Below are 14,485 nucleotides of genomic sequence, written 5' to 3'. Positions count from 1 at the left end.
CAACCACCTCCCCTCCCCCACTCAACCCATGAACGCCCGAAGACAGACGCTCGTCGAGATGATCGATCAGGTCAGGGACATCCCCATCTACCACCAGTCGATCGAACAGGGCTTCTTCCCGATTCTGGAGAAGCCGGAGATCGCCAGGGGGTTCCCGGACAATTGGATGACCCCGAGGCTCGCCGAGGCATTGAAGATTGGCGAGGCGGAGTTCGTGCTCTCGACCGGAACCAATCACGCACGGATGCAGATCATCCGCCCTCCCTTCTTCCTGCTGAAGTCCTACTACCAACTGTGGAGCGAGCATCCCGACATCGCCGTCACCTGGCAGCAGAACTGCCAGCGAGTCTCGATCACCACCGTGCTGGCGACCGAGCACGTGGCGCGGCTCAACGCGAGGAAGCGCGGCACCGAGCCGCGGGCCCTTCCGAGCCTCGAGGAGCGTCGGCTCGACTCGCGCACGCTCTACCTCAACCTGCGGCTCGATCCGGCGCTCTGGGAGCGTGACGACGTGGAGCGCATGCTGGATGAAATGACCGTCGTCCAGCGGGAGCATCCCCTGGGCGCGTATCACCTCGACTGTGACAGCTACCACCTCGCGCATCTGGTGCGGAAGACCCTGGACCAGGGCTCGTGGCAGCGCTTTCCGAAGCCGGCCAGCATCATTCATGCCTACGAGTACACGCCGAAGAACGTGCAGCGGTTCTTGCAGCAGCACTTCGACTGCCCGATCATCGACCTGTTTGGCAGCACCGAGCTGGGCTATCTGTATTACAGCGACCGCCACGGACGGTACTGGCCCTATCTCGACAAGATGCACCTGGAGCTGATCCCGGTCGAAGAGGGCAGCACGATCTACAGCATCATCGTCTCGAGCCTGCGCAATCCCTACATGCCGCTGATCCGCTATCGCTCCGGCGATTGTGCCGAGACGGTCGATGGCTCTCCCGACCCGCTTCGGATTCGCCGGTTCTGCGGGAGGGAGAGGGAGCTGCTGCGGCTCGAACATGGGGGGGTGCTCTCGCAGGCGGCTCTCGACGACTGGATCTCCGACGCCACGCCGTCCATCTTCCTCTATCAACTTCACCTGAAGACGCCGCGACAGGCCCGCTTGCTGTACACCACCTTCGACAACAGGCCCGTCGATCCGACCGTGGCGCGCGAGCTGCGACAAAGGAGCCTGGAGGTCGCCGGTCTCGAATGCGTCCTCGAACATCGCGAGCACATCGCGATCGGCAAGTCCGGGAAGTACGCCTGGTTGGTGCGGGAATCCGAGATGACAGGACAAGGTGACGCATGAACTCCAATCAACCCAGGGTGACGACCGACGCGCTGAGGGCCCTGCTCGATGACGCGTTCTTCTCCGGCGTGGTGCGGCACTTCGTGCGGACCACCGGCGGGGAGCCCACGTACGTCGAGCGGCAGGTCATCGAATGCCTGAAGTACCTGTACCTGATCTCGCGCTACCCGGAGCGGCTGGCCGGGCTGTTCCTGCCCGTGGAGCAGGCGATCGATGAGGTCTGGCACTATCTGATCCTGCAGACCCGGGAGTATCGGCAGCTGTGCGAGGAGCGCCTGCCGGGACGCTTCTTCATCCATCACCGCAGCCTGCCGTACGAGGATTACCAGCAGAGCCAACCCGGCCGGGAGCAGATGCTCGAGGAGGCACTGCGCTGGCTGCCGCTGTATCGCGAGGAGTTCGGTCCCTTCGACGAGGGTGCACTCCCCCACTGGACCATGGTGCGCTTCCTCCACCAGCAGCTGGGCCTTTCCCTGGACACCATCGCGGCGCTCGATGAGGAGCACGTTCGGTGATCCTCCGAGTTCCATGGGCCGCGCCCGCCACGTCCATCAACACGCGGGTCCTGCTGCTGTGCCAGGTCGTGGGGCTCGCCAGCGCGGTTTCGATCCAGTTCGTCGGCAGCCTGGTGGGTAAATGGCTCGCGGTGGATGTGCGGCTCGCGACCCTCCCGGTGGCCGTGATGGTGCTGTCCTCGGCGCTGGGCACCTGGCCCGCCAGCCAACTGATGCGCCACTTCGGACGCAAGCGCTGCTTCATCGCCTCGGCGCTGCTGGCCGCCAGCTGCCTGGCGCTCGCGGCACGAGCGGTACACCGGTTCGATTTCTGGCTGTTCTGCGCAGCCGTCTTCGGTGTCGGTCTGCACGGCTCCTTCGTGCAGCAGTATCGTTTCGCCATCCTCGAGGGGCAGCAGAGCAGCAGGGCCCCGCGCCTGCTGACCCTGATCCAGCTCGCCAGCGCCGTTGGCATCTTTCCCGGCATCTCGCTCTTCGGCCTGCTGGAGGGACGGACGTCGGATTACGTTCCCCGGGTCCTGTTGGTCCTGGCGATGCTCCAGGTTCTGGCCGCGCTCTCGTTGCTGCTGTACCAACCGCAGAGCGCGTTCGTCTCCGAGGTCTCCGCCACACCCGATGCACGCGCCCGCGCGTTGTATTGGCCGATGGTGGCCATGGGCGCCGGTGCCTTCCTGGTGATGAGTCTGCTGATGGTGCCGACACCCTTGCAGATGTGTGGCTTCGAGCAATACATGCTTCAGGAAGCGAGCTGGGTGATACAGGTGCACCTGCTGAGCATGTACCTGCCCTCGCTGTCGATCGGCGCCATTCTGAAAAGAATGTCGATCGCACGGTTGCAGGCGTTGGGGCTGCTCTTCCTGCTCGTGGGGTTTCTGATCAGTTGGGTTCCGGGAATTGGAGGGCACCTGGTCGGGCTGGCGCTGGTGGGTGTCGGGTGGTGTTTCGTGTTCGTGACCGCGACGACCCTGGTGGCGCGCAGTCGCTCGGGATCCGAGCGCTATCGTGCACAGGGGCTCAATGACTTGTGCGTGTTCGCCGCCAGCGGCATGGCGTCGCTGACGTCCGGGGCCCTCCTGTCGGTGCTGGGGTGGAGCGGCCTGCTGCGCCTCGGCCTGTTTCTGGTTCTGGGTTTGATGGCACTCGCCTGGCGCGTCCACCGTATGACCGCCGCACGATGAACCCTTTTGGAGCCGAGCCCTTCACTGGTATTCCTCCTCTCATTGGGAGGAGAAATGGGACACGACCAGGAGACTCACAGGCCAATCGCCCCCGAGGTCGCTCGTTACGGGGCTGAAGTCGTGAGATGCCTTCGGGCATTGCTCGGTGACGAACTGTTGGGCGTCTACCTCATCGGCTCGGTGGCCCTGGAGGGTTATGAGCCAGGGCGGAGCGACATCGACATCATCGCCGTCTGCGCACACCCGCTGGAGACCCGCGCCAGACAGGCGATCGCCGAGGCACTCGATCACCGCGCCCTCCCCTGCCCCGCCCGAGGGTTGGAGCTCGTGCTCTACGCGAAGGAGGCCGTGGCCGCTCCATCCAGGCCCCTGCGTTTCGAGATGAACTTCAACACGGGGGCCGGCATGAACCACTGGCTCGGCCTCAATCCCGAGCAGGAAGCGACCCACTGGTTCGTCATCGACCTCGACATCGCACGCGGTCACGGCGTGCCCCTGGCGGGCCCTCCCCCGAATGAGATGCTGGCACCCCTTCCACGGGCCTGGGTGCTCGACGCCATCCGGGACTCGCTCACATGGCACTCACGCGCCGAGCCGGTGAGCCCCAACAACGTGCTCAATGCGTGCCGGGCCTGGCGCCATGTCGAGGAGGGCGTGTGGAGCACCAAGGCGGCCGCCGCCACGTGGGCACGCGAACGCCTCACCGACCCATCGCTCATCGATGCCGCGCTCGCGAAGCGCCACGGCGCCCCGGGTCCCACCCTGGAGCCTGAGGCGGTGCGAGCCCTGCACCAGCAGGTACTGGCCGCTGTCGAGCGAGCAGTCCAGCAACTGGACGACTCCGCTCCCACCCGAAAATCTCCGTAACCCTATCGGGCCGCTTCGAGCCAGCCTGCTCAGCCCTGTACATCAGTGCAGTTAGTTCTCGGACCGGGGACTCAATTCTGATGAAGTGCCGGCCGCTGGGTGAAGGGCACCCAACACCTCGGAGGAGAACCGATGAAGCTCTACTACTACCCCAAGAGCCGTGCGGCGATCAGCAAGTGGATGCTCGATGAGAGCGGAGCGAAGTACGAGCTCGTGCCCATCGACTTCGAGAAGCGCGAACACAAGTCGCCGGAGTTCCTGAAGATCAACCCCTCCGGCAAGCTGCCGGCGCTGGTGGATGGCGAGGCGCGGGTGTTCGAGGGCGCGGCCATCTGTATGTACATCGCGGAGAAGTACCCCGAGGCCAACCTCGCGCCGAAGCCGGGCACGCCGGAACGGGGGCGCTACCTGTCCCTGATGGTGTACTCGACGTCGCAGCTCGAGCCCGCGATGGGCGACAAGCTCATGAAGGTGGAGACGCTGCCCCAGCGCGGCTGGACGGACTTCGAAACCGTGTTGAACGTGGTCGAGGGCGAGCTGGGCAAGGGGCCCTACCTGTTCGGCGACTGGTTCACCGCGGCCGATGTGATGATCGGCTCGATGTTCATCTGGATGCGCATATGGGGGACGAAGACCGGCCGGCCCACGATCGATGCCTATGTCGATCGGCTGCAGGCCCGCCCCCACTGCATGAAGATGGGCTGAACGCTCAACGCGGCAGCCAGACGGGCTCGCTGGAGCCGCGCGGCACGAGCACGATCTCGAAGCGGCGCGGCGTCAGCGGCTGTCCGGGGATGAGGAGGACCGGGGGTACGGAGCACCTTTCAGCTCCACGACATTTCCCTCGGGATCCGTCACATAGATCGACGGTCCCTCGCCTTCGGCCCCGTACCGGGATTCCACCTTCCCGGGGTCGACGCCCTTGCTCTTCAGATACGGAATGATCTCGTCCGCATCGAACGGGTCGATCCTCAGACAGAAATGGTCGAGGTTGCGACCTTCCTTCCCTGGTGCCGCCCCCCCCATCCGTCCAAGCCGGCCATCCACGGGGATCAAGTCGATGAGCGAGCTCCCCGCCCGCACCTGGTACAGGCCGGACTCCTCCTGGATCTTCTCGAGAGAGCAGCCGATGACGTCCATATAGAAATCCATCATGCGCTTGACATCAGACACCCTCAACACGACATGATCGATATGTCTTATCTTCAGCATCGGTCCTCCGCTCCTCCTCGAGCCTGTCTTTGATGTCCAGAGCCATCCGGAGCACCCTCCCAGGATGACCCGGATGAACCCGTTCACCATAACGACCCGGGTGCAGCGCGGCGAGAGCAATGGCCTCGCACCCGGAGTCCTGGTGCCGGACAGAACGCCGCCCCCCCCTGGCTCCTCGTGCTTCGGCACTATAGGAAGGCCAGGTCACCATGCATCCAGCATCCAGCTCCCGAGCCTCGCTGGCCCGCTCAACGCTCCTCAAGATGGGCGTGGGCATCGGGGTCATCATCGCCCTGTCCACGTTCCTCAGCTACCTCCACCTGCTCCGCACCCTGCGCATCGAAACCCTCACGCAGTTGCAGCAGTATGTGTCGGAGCGCGGCGAGCGCGAGCAGTCCATCTTCGTGTTGGCGGAGGACAACCACGCTGCCCTCAGGAAGGTCCTGGTGGAGGAAATCCGGGCCCTCCAAGGGCAGGACGTGAGCGCCCGCTTCGATGGTCTGTTCGTGCGCCTGCCCGATGGGACGGTCCGCAACCGGCTCGAGCGCTTCGATGGCACGAAGATGGTTCAGGGATTCATCGCCCCGCACGTGGCCCTCGATGACGCGTTCCGCGCCCGGTTCATGGCCGTGTACGACGTGCTCTCCCGGTATGGGCCCGCCTTCCATATCCGCTTCAGGACGACCTATGTCACCCTCCCCGAGGGCGCGCTCCTGGGCTATCTGCCGGGAGCTCCCACCTGGGGCCAGGAACTCGAGGCTGGCTTCTCGACCGCTGGTTACGAGGACTTCGCCCTCGGCCTCCCCGAGAACAATCCACGAAGGCAGACCCTCTGGACCGGCATCTACCTGGAGACCGTCTCCCGGAAATGGATGGTCTCGGTCTCCACTCCGGTGGACCTGGACGGCCGCCATGTCGCGACGATCGGCCACGATGTCCTCCTCGACGAGTTGATGGCGCGCACCATCAACGACCACCTGCCCGGTGCCTACAACGTGATCTTCCGCGACGATGGCCAGCTCATCGCCCATCCCGCGCTGAAGCTGGAGAGCGCCACCAGCCCCTACGACATCCTGAGCGCCACCGCGCAGCCCGACCTCGCGGCCAGTCGGCTCGGCTCCAAGGAGAACGCGGACCACCTGCGGAGCCTCTTCGAACGCGTCAAGAACCGCGGGTCCGGTCAGAACGTCCTGAAGCTCCCGGAGTACGACGAGTACATCGGCGTGACGCGGCTGCGGGGCCCCGGCTGGAACCTCGCCACGGTCTTGCCCAGGAGTGTGGTGTCCCAGCCCGCGTTCCTCGGAGCGCGCTACGTCCTGCTGATCGGCATCGTGTCGCTGTTGCTGGAGCTGGCCATCATGTACCGGGTGCTCCAGCAGCAGATCTCCCATCCGCTGAAGGAGCTGACCCAGGCCACCGACAAGGTGGCGGCCGGTGACTTCACCCGCGCGGTGGCGCTGGACACCGCCCGCCACGACGAGCTGGGGCAGCTGGCCAGCGCCTTCCAGCTCATGGCCAACGAGGTCCAGCGGCGCGAAGAGGCCCTTCGCCAGGCCAACGAAGGGCTGGAGCAGCGAGTGGACGAGCGCACCCGCGAGCTCAAGGAGGTCCACATGCATCTGGTGCAGACGGCTCGCCAGGCGGGCATGGCGGAGATCGCCACCAACGTTTTGCACAACGTGGGCAACGTGCTCAACAGCGTCTACACCTCGGCCCAGGTGGCCAAGGAGAGGATGACGGACATGAAGCTCGAGCACGTGGGGCGCGTGGCCCACATGCTCGAGGAGCGCCAGGGTGACCTCGCTGTCTTCCTCACCCAGGACGAGCGCGGGCGGCACCTCCTGCCCTTCCTGAACAAGCTGGGGGAGAACCTGATGGAGGACCGCCAGGAGCTCGTCTCCCTGCTGGATGACGTGGGCCGCTACACCGAGCACATCGGCGACATCGTCAAGGTGCAACAGAACTACGCCCGGACGCCCCGGCTGCACGAGCAGGTCTCCCTATCGGAGCTGGTGGAGGACGCCTTGCGCATCAACTCGGCCGGGCTCTCCCGTCACCAGGTGAAGGTGCAGCGGCACATGGCGCCCCTGCCGCCCGTGATGACGGACAAGCACAAGATGCTGATGATCCTCGTCAACCTGGTCAGCAATGCCAAATACGCCATGGACACGGTAACACCGAGCGAACGGCTCCTGACGGTGAAGATGGAGCAGACCGCCGCCGACCGCGTCCGCGTCCAGGTCCACGACAACGGCATGGGGATCGCGCCGGAGATGCTCACCCGCATCTTCCAGTACGGCTTCACCACCCGCGAGGAGGGGCACGGCTTCGGCCTGCACTCCAGTGCCCTGGCGGCGCAGGAGCTGGGCGGCTCACTGACCGTCCACAGCGAAGGGCCCGGGAAGGGAGCCACCTTCACCCTGGAGCTGCCCTACAGCCCCGTCCAGAAGCCGGCGTGAGGAGCACCCGGGAGCGTACGACGCTGTGCGTCAGGCCCGAGTTTATAGAGGTTTACAATCCAGGTATAGGGAGGGTCCCCTTCCGGAGATTCCATACATGTTCGGCAGACTTCTTCTCTGGGCCCGGCGCAACTCGCGCAAGGCGGTCGCGCTCGCCCTCGCCCCTGGCCTCGTCGCACTGGCCTTCGATGCCGCCATCGGCCACTGGGCCGGAAAGGACTTCGACAACCGACTGCAAGCGGTCCCGGTGCTCTATGGCGTCATCGGCTTCGTGCTGATGACAATCGTCTGCATCCCGAGGTCCCGCCCGGTGTTCGCGTGGACGGCGCGCCTCGTCGGCGGCGCGGGCGTGCTCATCGGCCTGGTGGGGACGGTCGTCCACTTCCTCGCGCTGCTGGAGGAGCTCCAGGGGCAGTATTCGTACGCGAGCTTCGAGGGGGCCTTCTCCGTGGCGCCGCCCCTGCTCGCGCCGCTCGGCTTCACGGGGGTGGGCGCCGTGCTGTTCCTCCTGCCGAGCGCGAAGCTCCTGCTCCGTCTGCGCGTCGGCAGCCCCCACACCGTGAGCGCCCACCCGGCCAACGTCGTGGAGTACCCGAGGGATCAGCGGCGCGCGGGCTGAGTCCTCCCACGGAAACGCTCACGCCGGCTCGAGCAACCGGAGGAAGGCGCGCGCGGCGTCCGCGTCCCCGAGGTCCGCGAGCTCCGCGCCCACCTGCAGCTCCGTCTCGACGATTCCGGGCACGCGTGTCGGGCTGAAGCCGTTGGCCACCCAGACGCCGTGCTCGCGCGCGATGCGGTCGCGCTGACCCGACAACGCCGCCGGGTCCCCACGCAGGAAGACGCGGAACAGATTCGTCTGCACCGGCCGGGGTAGCACCGTGAGCCGGGAGTCCGCCGCCAGCGCCTCGGTGATGGACTTCGCGCGCTGGACGTAGCCCGGAATGCGGGCCAGCACGTCATCCAGGCGCATCGCCGCCGACGCGACGTAGGGCCACATCTGGAAGATGTTCCCGCCGTGCCGGTGCCTCCAGAGGCGTGCCGTGCGGATGAAGTCGCGTCCGCCGACCAGCATCGCCCCGCCCATCGCCCCCACCATCTTGTAGAAGGACACGTAGACGGAGTCGAAGCCCCGGCAGATGTCCGCGTAGGAGCGCCCGTAGAAGGGCTGGCTCTCCCACAAGCGCGCCCCATCCATGTGCAGCTTCACCCCCTGCTCGCGACAGGTGCGCTTGAGCTCCTCGAGCTGTTCCCAGGTCTGCAGTTGCCCACCCAACCACCGCACGGGCAGCTCGACGCTGACGACATCGAGCGGCTCGCGGGCCTCCTTCACGTCACTGGCGAGCACCGGCCGGGCCCAGGGCGAGAGCAGCACCGCGCGCAGTCCGTGCAACACGGAGTAGCTGTCGTTCTCGTGCAGCACATGATGGGAGGACGGGTGGAGGCCCACCGTGCGTCTGCCCCCGGCGTCCGCGTACATCCGCAGCGCGATGAGCTGGCCCATGGTGCCAGTCGGCATGAAGCACCCCTCCTCGAAGCCGAGCAGGCCCGCGATGCGCTTCTCGAAGGACTGGACGAGCTCGCCATGTCCGTACACGTCCGTCCCCAGCCCCTGACGCCGCACCCACTCGCCCACGCGGATCAGCTCCGCGCCTTCGTTCTCGGAGGAGCCGAGCACGAGCGAGGCACGGCAGCCTCGGCGCAGTTGTTCCCGCGTGGGGCCGGCGGCGTCCTTCTTCGTGGGTGGAGCGGCCTTGGGCGCGGCGGCTTCCGCCGTGCCCCGCAGGAGGGAGGAGCCGGCCAACAGACCGGCGAGGGCGAGAAACTCGCCCCGGTTGAAATCGCGGGGAGCCATGGGGAGAACCTCTTCGTGAAGGGTGGCGGCGACGGTAGCAGGCCGCCTGCCTGCACTGGGAGGCTTCGGGCCGGCGGTGCCCGGGTCGTCCTCCCCCACGTGAAGTGACCTTGAGGCAGCACCCGCGGGTGCATATCCCTGGCGGCATGCCTTCAGAGACCCTGCGAGAGCCTGCCTGGGTGCACGACGCGGTTTTCTACCATGTGTACCCTCTGGGTGCCTGCGGTGCCCCCGCCACGAACGACTTCCAGAGCGCCCCTGTCGCGCGTCTCGATCGCCTCCTGCCCTGGCTCGACCACTGGGCCGCGCTGGGGGTGAACGCCGTCTATCTCGGACCCCTCTTCGAGTCCTCCACCCACGGCTACGACACGGCGGACTACTTCCACGTGGATCGCCGCCTGGGTGACGAGGCCACGCTCGCCCGGTTGGTGGACGGGCTGCATGCGCGCGGGATGCGGGTGATCTTCGACGCGGTCTTCAACCACGTGGGCCGGTCCTTCTGGGCCTTCCGGGACCTGCGGGAGAAGGGCCCGGCATCCCCCTACCGGACATGGTTCCGCGGTCTGCGTTTCGATGCACACAACCGCTTCGGGGACCCCTTCGTGTACGAGGGCTGGCACGGCGTGGAGGATCTGGTGAAGCTGGAGCTGCGCGAGGAGGCGGTCCGCCGGCACCTCTTCGACGCGGTGACACATTGGGTGGAGCGCTTTCGGATCGACGGCCTCCGGCTCGACGCGGCGGACGCCATGGACCTCGACTTCTTCGATGGCCTGGCCTCCTTCTGCCGCGGACTCGGCCGGGAGCTGTGGCTCATGGGCGAGGTCATCCACGGCGACTACCGCCAGTGGGCCCGGCCAGGACGGCTGCACGCCACCACGGACTACGCCCTGTGGAAGGGACTCTGGTCCAGCCACAACGACCGGAACTACTTCGAGCTGGCCCACACACTGAAGCGGCAGGTCGCGCCCAGCGGCATGTACGAGGGCCTGTCCCTCTACACCTTCGCCGACAACCACGACGTGAACCGGGCCGCGAGCCTCTTGAAGGACGCACGCCACCTTCCCCTGCTCTACCTGCTCCTGTTCACCCTCCCCGGCGTGCCCTCCATCTATTACGGCAGTGAGTGGGGACAGACGGGTCGCAAGGAGGGCGGCGATGACCGTCCGCTCCGGCCCGCTCTTCCCGAGCCCCCGGGCCCGGCGAAGCCTCCCCATCCCGGTCTGCGCGAGGCCATCACCCGCTTCGCCTCGCTCCGGCACCAGCACGAGGCGCTCCGGCAGGGAAGCTACCGGGAGCTGCTGGTGCGCAACGAGCAGCTGGCGTTCGCCCGGGAGCGCGGGGGCGAGCTGCTCGTCGTGGCGGTGAATGCCTCGGACAAGCCAGCGGAGGTGGAGGTTCCGATGACCGGGACGCCGGATGGCGACTGGATCGATCTGCTGGAGCCCGGGCGCCGCTTCACCCTGCGGGGGGGACGTCTCCAGCTCGGGCCGCTGCCCGCCACCTCGGGGCGGGTGCTGCGTCGGGCATGAGGCCAGGAGGCCCTAACCGGGGCGCAGGGGCAGCTCCAGGGTGAAGGTCGCGCCCTGCCCTGGCGCGCTCTCCACCCGGATGGTTCCGCCATGGGCCTCCACGATCTGCCGGGTGATGTAGAGGCCCAGCCCCAACCCTCCGTAGTTCCGCTCGGAGACGGCGCGCTCGAACTTGCCGAAGATGCGCGAGAGCGCTTCCTCCTGGATGCCGATGCCCTCGTCCCGGATGACGAGCCGCGCCCCCCGCTCCGATGCCCCGACCTGGATGTGGATGGGTCTGCCCGCTCCGTATTTGATGGAATTGGAGAGCAGGTTGGAGACCACCTGCTCGAGTCGCAGCCTGTCCCAACACCCCAGCAGGGCGCCGTCGTTCATGATGTGGAGACGGCAGCCGACCCGCTCCGCCTCGGGCTCGAACCGGGAGCTCACCTCGCGAACGAGCGCCGTCAGGTCGACCTGCTCGAGCGCCAGCGACAGCCGGCCCGAGCTGATGCGCGATACGTCGAGCAGCTCGTTCACCAGGTCCGAGAGACGTTTGACCTGCCGGCGCATCACGTCGACCTCTCCCGGCAACCGCCGCTCCAGGTCCGCGCACCCTCCACCCTTCACCGCGCGCGCCAGGGCCTGGAGCTTGAGGCTCAAGGGCGTGAGCGGTGTCTTGAGCTCATGACTGGCCACCGAGAGGAACTCGTCCCGGAGCCGTACCGCCTCCTGCGTGGTGCGAAGGAGCCGGGCGTTCTCCAGCGCGGACGCCGCGCGGCGGGCCAGCTCCTCGGCCATGTCCATGTCGCCCTCGTCGAACCGCTCGGCCGCGCCCGCGCGAGCGAACGTGATGACGCCCCAGGGCCGCTCCCGCGTCTTCATCGGCACCAGGAGCACGGAGTGAGGATCCAATCGCTCCAGGAGCTCCAGGTGCGCGGGGCTGACGGCGCTCCGCCGCCGATGCTCGGGAGTGAGGTCCGTGTAGAGCTTCGTCCAGCCATGTCGCAATGCCTCGGCCACGAGCGCGGAGACGTCGGACTGGGGCGTGAAGCGCCGGGCCTGCTGGATGGCCTCCTCCAGGGACGGCTCCCGGTGCGCCGCGGCCACACGCTGGAACCCTCCATCCTCCTGGAGGAGATCCACCAGGCAATACGTGGCCACGGACGAGGCGGCGAGCCGCGCGACGCGCTGCAGGGCGTCGTCCGGCTCCTGTGACTCGGTCAGCAACCGGCTCGCTTCGGACAGGAAGCCGAGCCTCTGCTCACCGCGCATCCGCTCCGTGATGTCCAGGGTGATGCCAACCATGCCCACGGGTCTACCGTCCGGGCCACACTCCACGCGCCCACGCGCCGCGACCCAACGCAGGCCTCCGCCTGGAGGCACGACGCGATAGTCCGCGGAGTAGTCGCCGCATGTGGCCAGCGCCCGCTCCACGGCCTCCGTCATTCCCTGGCGGTCCTCCGGATGGATGAGCGAGAGCAAGGCCTCATACGAGGACAGCGCCCACTCGGGAGGCAGGCCGAAGTTGTTCTTGCAGCCCTCCGACGCATCCAGCCGCAGCGTCGGGAGCTCCAGCCTCCACTGCCCGAGGCCACCGGCCTGGAGGATGAAGCGCAATCGCTCCTCGCGCTCCGCCAGGGCCACCCGGGCCCGGCGAAGCTCGGTGTTGCGCTGATGCAGCTCGATGAAGACGGACACCTTGGCCCGGAGCACATCCGGATCGTGTGAGCTGGCCAGACAGTCCACGGCCCCGAGCGCATGAGCCTCCCGGACACGCGCGGGCTCCGGCTCCTCGGTGAGAAGAAGGAGAGGCGTGGAACGCGAGCGCCACACCTCGCGGAGCAACCGGGCCGAGACGAGCCCCTCCTCCCATTCCTGGTGCACGTCGAGGAGGATGAGGGCGAAGTCCTCGTGCAGGAACCGGCGGAGCGCATCCTCGGCCGAGTTGGCCGTCACCAGCCGCGGGCCGAGTGGAGCGAGGGAGGCTTCCAGCGCCAGGAGACTTTCCTGTCGCTCATCCACCAGCAACAGGCTCGCGTGCGGAACTTCATGCACCACCAGGGACCTCCGAATTCGCGTGCTCCCATCAAGAACCACATGTGAAGAGCCGGACCGGAGTACCACTGCCCTATAGGAGAGACCCGGGCGCACGGCCGCCGGAAAACGGAGGGGGCGGCCGTGCGGACCGGAGGGGTTCGTCCTACCGACCGACGTCGAATTCGCCCGCGTGCATCATGCTCTCGATGGCGGGCGTGAGCTCGGAGGCCGCGAGCTCGGAGGCGCGCACCGCCGGCATGCGGATGTCGAGCCCGCTGGCGAGGCGGTGATACAGCGTGTTGGTGCCGAGCGAGTAGAGCTGCAGTCCACGCAGCGCGTAGCTGCCGTCGAGCTTGGACAGGCCGGCGTGGCCCGCCTCGAAGCGCAGCGTCAGCGTGTGGGAGCCCGTGTCGAGCAGATCCGTCACCTGCGCCTCGGCCACCGGACGCTCGACGCCCTTGTCGTCCGTCGCGACGAGCGTGCCCGTCACCTCGTAGCGGTCGAGGGCCTGGCTCTCGAGCACCACGTCCACCTCGAGCGCCGTCACCATGCCGCCCGCGCCACGCACCAGGCGCGCCTTGCCCGCCGAGGCGATGCGCGCCGTGGGCACCGTGAAGCCGAACGCGGTCTGCGCCAGCCGATCGAAGGCCTGACCGCCCGCGGAACCCACCGCGCGCACCTCGAGCACCCACGCACCCGGCTCGTCGCGCTCATTCATCACGCGCGACACCATGGCCCGGTACTCATTGCCCACCTTCACCACCGGCACCACGCGGTCGCGCTCGAAGCGCGGGGTATAGAGCGCGGCCTCGTAGCGCACGTGATCGATGCGCTCCGCCGACTGCACGCCCACCGTCACGTAGCCGTCGTCGCCCGGGAAGAGCTGCATCGCCGAGGCCGTGAGCGACAGCTCGATGGACGAGGAGGGCACGCGCACCTCGATGGCCAGCCCCACCTCGGCCGCCCTGGCGCCCACCTTCACCTTGTAGGCGCCACGGCCCATCTCCTTGTCCAGGCGCAGCATCGAGATGGGCCGGGTGATGCCCGCGGCCTGCAGGCGCTCGGCGTCCACGCCCAGCTGGGCATTGCCAGCGCGCGCCGCCTTGAGGTCCGCGCGGATGCCGCGCGAATCGAACATCACCACGTCGCGCAGGGCCTCCTCCCCCACCTTGGCGTTGTCGCCCTTGGGGATGAGCATCACCCATGCGTCCTCGGGCGCGTCGATGGGCAGCTCGAGCTGCGTCGCCGCCGAGCGGGGCGCCACGTGCAGCACGGTCGACTTCGAGCGCCGCGTCTCGGGCGCGAGCGGCGCCGGGAGGGGCTGCTTGGGCGAGGTGGGGTTGGACACCGAGACGAGGCCCTTGCCGAGGTTCTCGGTGACGGCACGCGAGTACAGCCGGCCCGGGGCGACGTCACCCGGGGACAACGTGGCGCCCGAGGCGCTTCGCATGGGTGAGGACACGGCCGGCTCCTGGGTGAAGCCCCCGAGCAGGACGACCGCCAACGCCAGGCTGGCGGACTGAACGAAGGAACGGTGGAAGGTCATGGTCGTTC

General features: G+C 67.5%; 12 protein-coding genes. 8 read left to right on the top strand and 4 right to left on the bottom strand.

Translation table 11 applies throughout. The features are described 5' to 3' along the window. Nucleotides 1-28 precede the first annotated feature (28 nt). From JQX13_RS36890 to JQX13_RS36870, 5 genes are all read left to right on the top strand, one after another. On the top strand, nt 29-1,300 hold the full coding sequence (locus JQX13_RS36890; protein WP_203404119.1) for a hypothetical protein: 1,272 nt from the start codon (nt 29-31) through the stop codon (nt 1,298-1,300). After that, complete coding sequence (locus JQX13_RS36885) at nt 1,297-1,815, top strand: glycine-rich domain-containing protein (RefSeq protein WP_203404118.1); 519 nt, start codon at nt 1,297-1,299, stop codon at nt 1,813-1,815. The genes JQX13_RS36890 and JQX13_RS36885 overlap by 4 nt, the downstream gene beginning before the upstream one ends. Next, nucleotides 1,812-2,993: an MFS transporter gene (locus JQX13_RS36880; protein WP_203404117.1), complete on the top strand. Its 1,182-nt coding sequence runs from the start codon at nt 1,812-1,814 to the stop codon at nt 2,991-2,993. The genes JQX13_RS36885 and JQX13_RS36880 overlap by 4 nt, the downstream gene beginning before the upstream one ends. A 120-nt stretch (nt 2,994-3,113) precedes the next feature. Further along, a complete protein-coding gene (locus JQX13_RS36875) occupies nt 3,114-3,860 on the top strand; it encodes an aminoglycoside adenylyltransferase domain-containing protein (RefSeq protein WP_203404116.1) in 747 nt (248 codons plus the stop codon). A 132-nt stretch (nt 3,861-3,992) separates the two neighbouring features. Beyond that, nucleotides 3,993-4,565 carry a glutathione S-transferase family protein gene (locus tag JQX13_RS36870; protein ID WP_203404115.1) on the top strand — a complete coding sequence of 191 codons (573 nt, stop codon included), beginning with the start codon at nt 3,993-3,995 and terminating at the stop codon, nt 4,563-4,565. A gap of 72 nt (nt 4,566-4,637) precedes the next feature. Here the strand turns inward: JQX13_RS36870 and JQX13_RS36865 are convergent, their stop codons facing one another. Next, nucleotides 4,638-5,072 carry a VOC family protein gene (locus JQX13_RS36865; protein ID WP_203404114.1) on the bottom strand — a complete coding sequence of 145 codons (435 nt, stop codon included), beginning with the start codon at nt 5,070-5,072 and terminating at the stop codon, nt 4,638-4,640. A gap of 209 nt (nt 5,073-5,281) precedes the next feature. On the opposite strand from JQX13_RS36865, the gene JQX13_RS36860 reads away from it, so the two are divergent. Next, nucleotides 5,282-7,531 (top strand): ATP-binding protein, encoded by a 2,250-nt coding sequence (locus JQX13_RS36860; protein WP_239014080.1) that lies wholly within the window; start codon nt 5,282-5,284, stop codon nt 7,529-7,531. Nucleotides 7,532-7,628: 97 nt separating this feature from the next. Further along, nucleotides 7,629-8,150, top strand: coding sequence for a hypothetical protein (locus JQX13_RS36855; RefSeq protein ID WP_239014079.1), 522 nt, complete (start codon nt 7,629-7,631; stop codon nt 8,148-8,150). Nucleotides 8,151-8,168: 18 nt separating this feature from the next. On the opposite strand, the gene JQX13_RS36850 is transcribed toward JQX13_RS36855, so the two are convergent. Continuing rightward, the gene (locus tag JQX13_RS36850; RefSeq protein ID WP_203404113.1) at nt 8,169-9,383 is read right to left on the bottom strand and encodes a threonine aldolase family protein; all 1,215 of its coding nucleotides are present in this window, start codon (nt 9,381-9,383) and stop codon (nt 8,169-8,171) included. A 179-nt stretch (nt 9,384-9,562) separates the two neighbouring features. Here JQX13_RS36850 and JQX13_RS36845 point away from each other — a divergent pair, with 179 nt between their 5' ends. Next, nucleotides 9,563-10,912: an alpha-amylase family glycosyl hydrolase gene (locus tag JQX13_RS36845; protein WP_239014078.1), complete on the top strand. Its 1,350-nt coding sequence runs from the start codon at nt 9,563-9,565 to the stop codon at nt 10,910-10,912. Between the two features lie 12 nt (nt 10,913-10,924). On the opposite strand, the gene JQX13_RS36840 is transcribed toward JQX13_RS36845, so the two are convergent. Both JQX13_RS36840 and JQX13_RS36835 read right to left on the bottom strand, forming a co-directional pair. Beyond that, on the bottom strand, nt 10,925-12,952 hold the full coding sequence (locus tag JQX13_RS36840; protein ID WP_203404111.1) for a hybrid sensor histidine kinase/response regulator: 2,028 nt from the start codon (nt 12,950-12,952) through the stop codon (nt 10,925-10,927). A 142-nt stretch (nt 12,953-13,094) separates the two neighbouring features. Next, entirely contained in the window at nt 13,095-14,477 is a 1,383-nt protein-coding gene (locus tag JQX13_RS36835; RefSeq protein ID WP_203404110.1) for a DUF4785 family immunoglobulin-like domain-containing protein, read from the bottom strand. Nucleotides 14,478-14,485: the final 8 nt, after the last annotated feature.

Origin of the sequence: Archangium violaceum (assembly GCF_016859125.1) — a bacterium.
Lineage (GTDB): Bacteria > Myxococcota > Myxococcia > Myxococcales > Myxococcaceae > Archangium > Archangium violaceum_A.
This window is presented reverse-complemented; position numbering and strand designations above follow the sequence as displayed.

Bases quoted from the DNA above. Each gene is read 5' to 3' on its own strand.
- JQX13_RS36855 (WP_239014079.1), top strand. From the start codon at position 7,629: ATGTTCGGCAGACTTCTTCTCTGGGCCCGGCGCAACTCGCGCAAGGCG.
- JQX13_RS36850 (WP_203404113.1), bottom strand. From the start codon at position 9,383: ATGGCTCCCCGCGATTTCAACCGGGGCGAGTTTCTCGCCCTCGCCGGT.
- JQX13_RS36885 (WP_203404118.1), top strand. From the start codon at position 1,297: ATGAACTCCAATCAACCCAGGGTGACGACCGACGCGCTGAGGGCCCTG.
- JQX13_RS36860 (WP_239014080.1), top strand. From the start codon at position 5,282: ATGCATCCAGCATCCAGCTCCCGAGCCTCGCTGGCCCGCTCAACGCTC.
- JQX13_RS36865 (WP_203404114.1), bottom strand. From the start codon at position 5,072: ATGCTGAAGATAAGACATATCGATCATGTCGTGTTGAGGGTGTCTGAT.
- JQX13_RS36890 (WP_203404119.1), top strand. From the start codon at position 29: ATGAACGCCCGAAGACAGACGCTCGTCGAGATGATCGATCAGGTCAGG.
- JQX13_RS36870 (WP_203404115.1), top strand. From the start codon at position 3,993: ATGAAGCTCTACTACTACCCCAAGAGCCGTGCGGCGATCAGCAAGTGG.
- JQX13_RS36835 (WP_203404110.1), bottom strand. From the start codon at position 14,477: ATGACCTTCCACCGTTCCTTCGTTCAGTCCGCCAGCCTGGCGTTGGCG.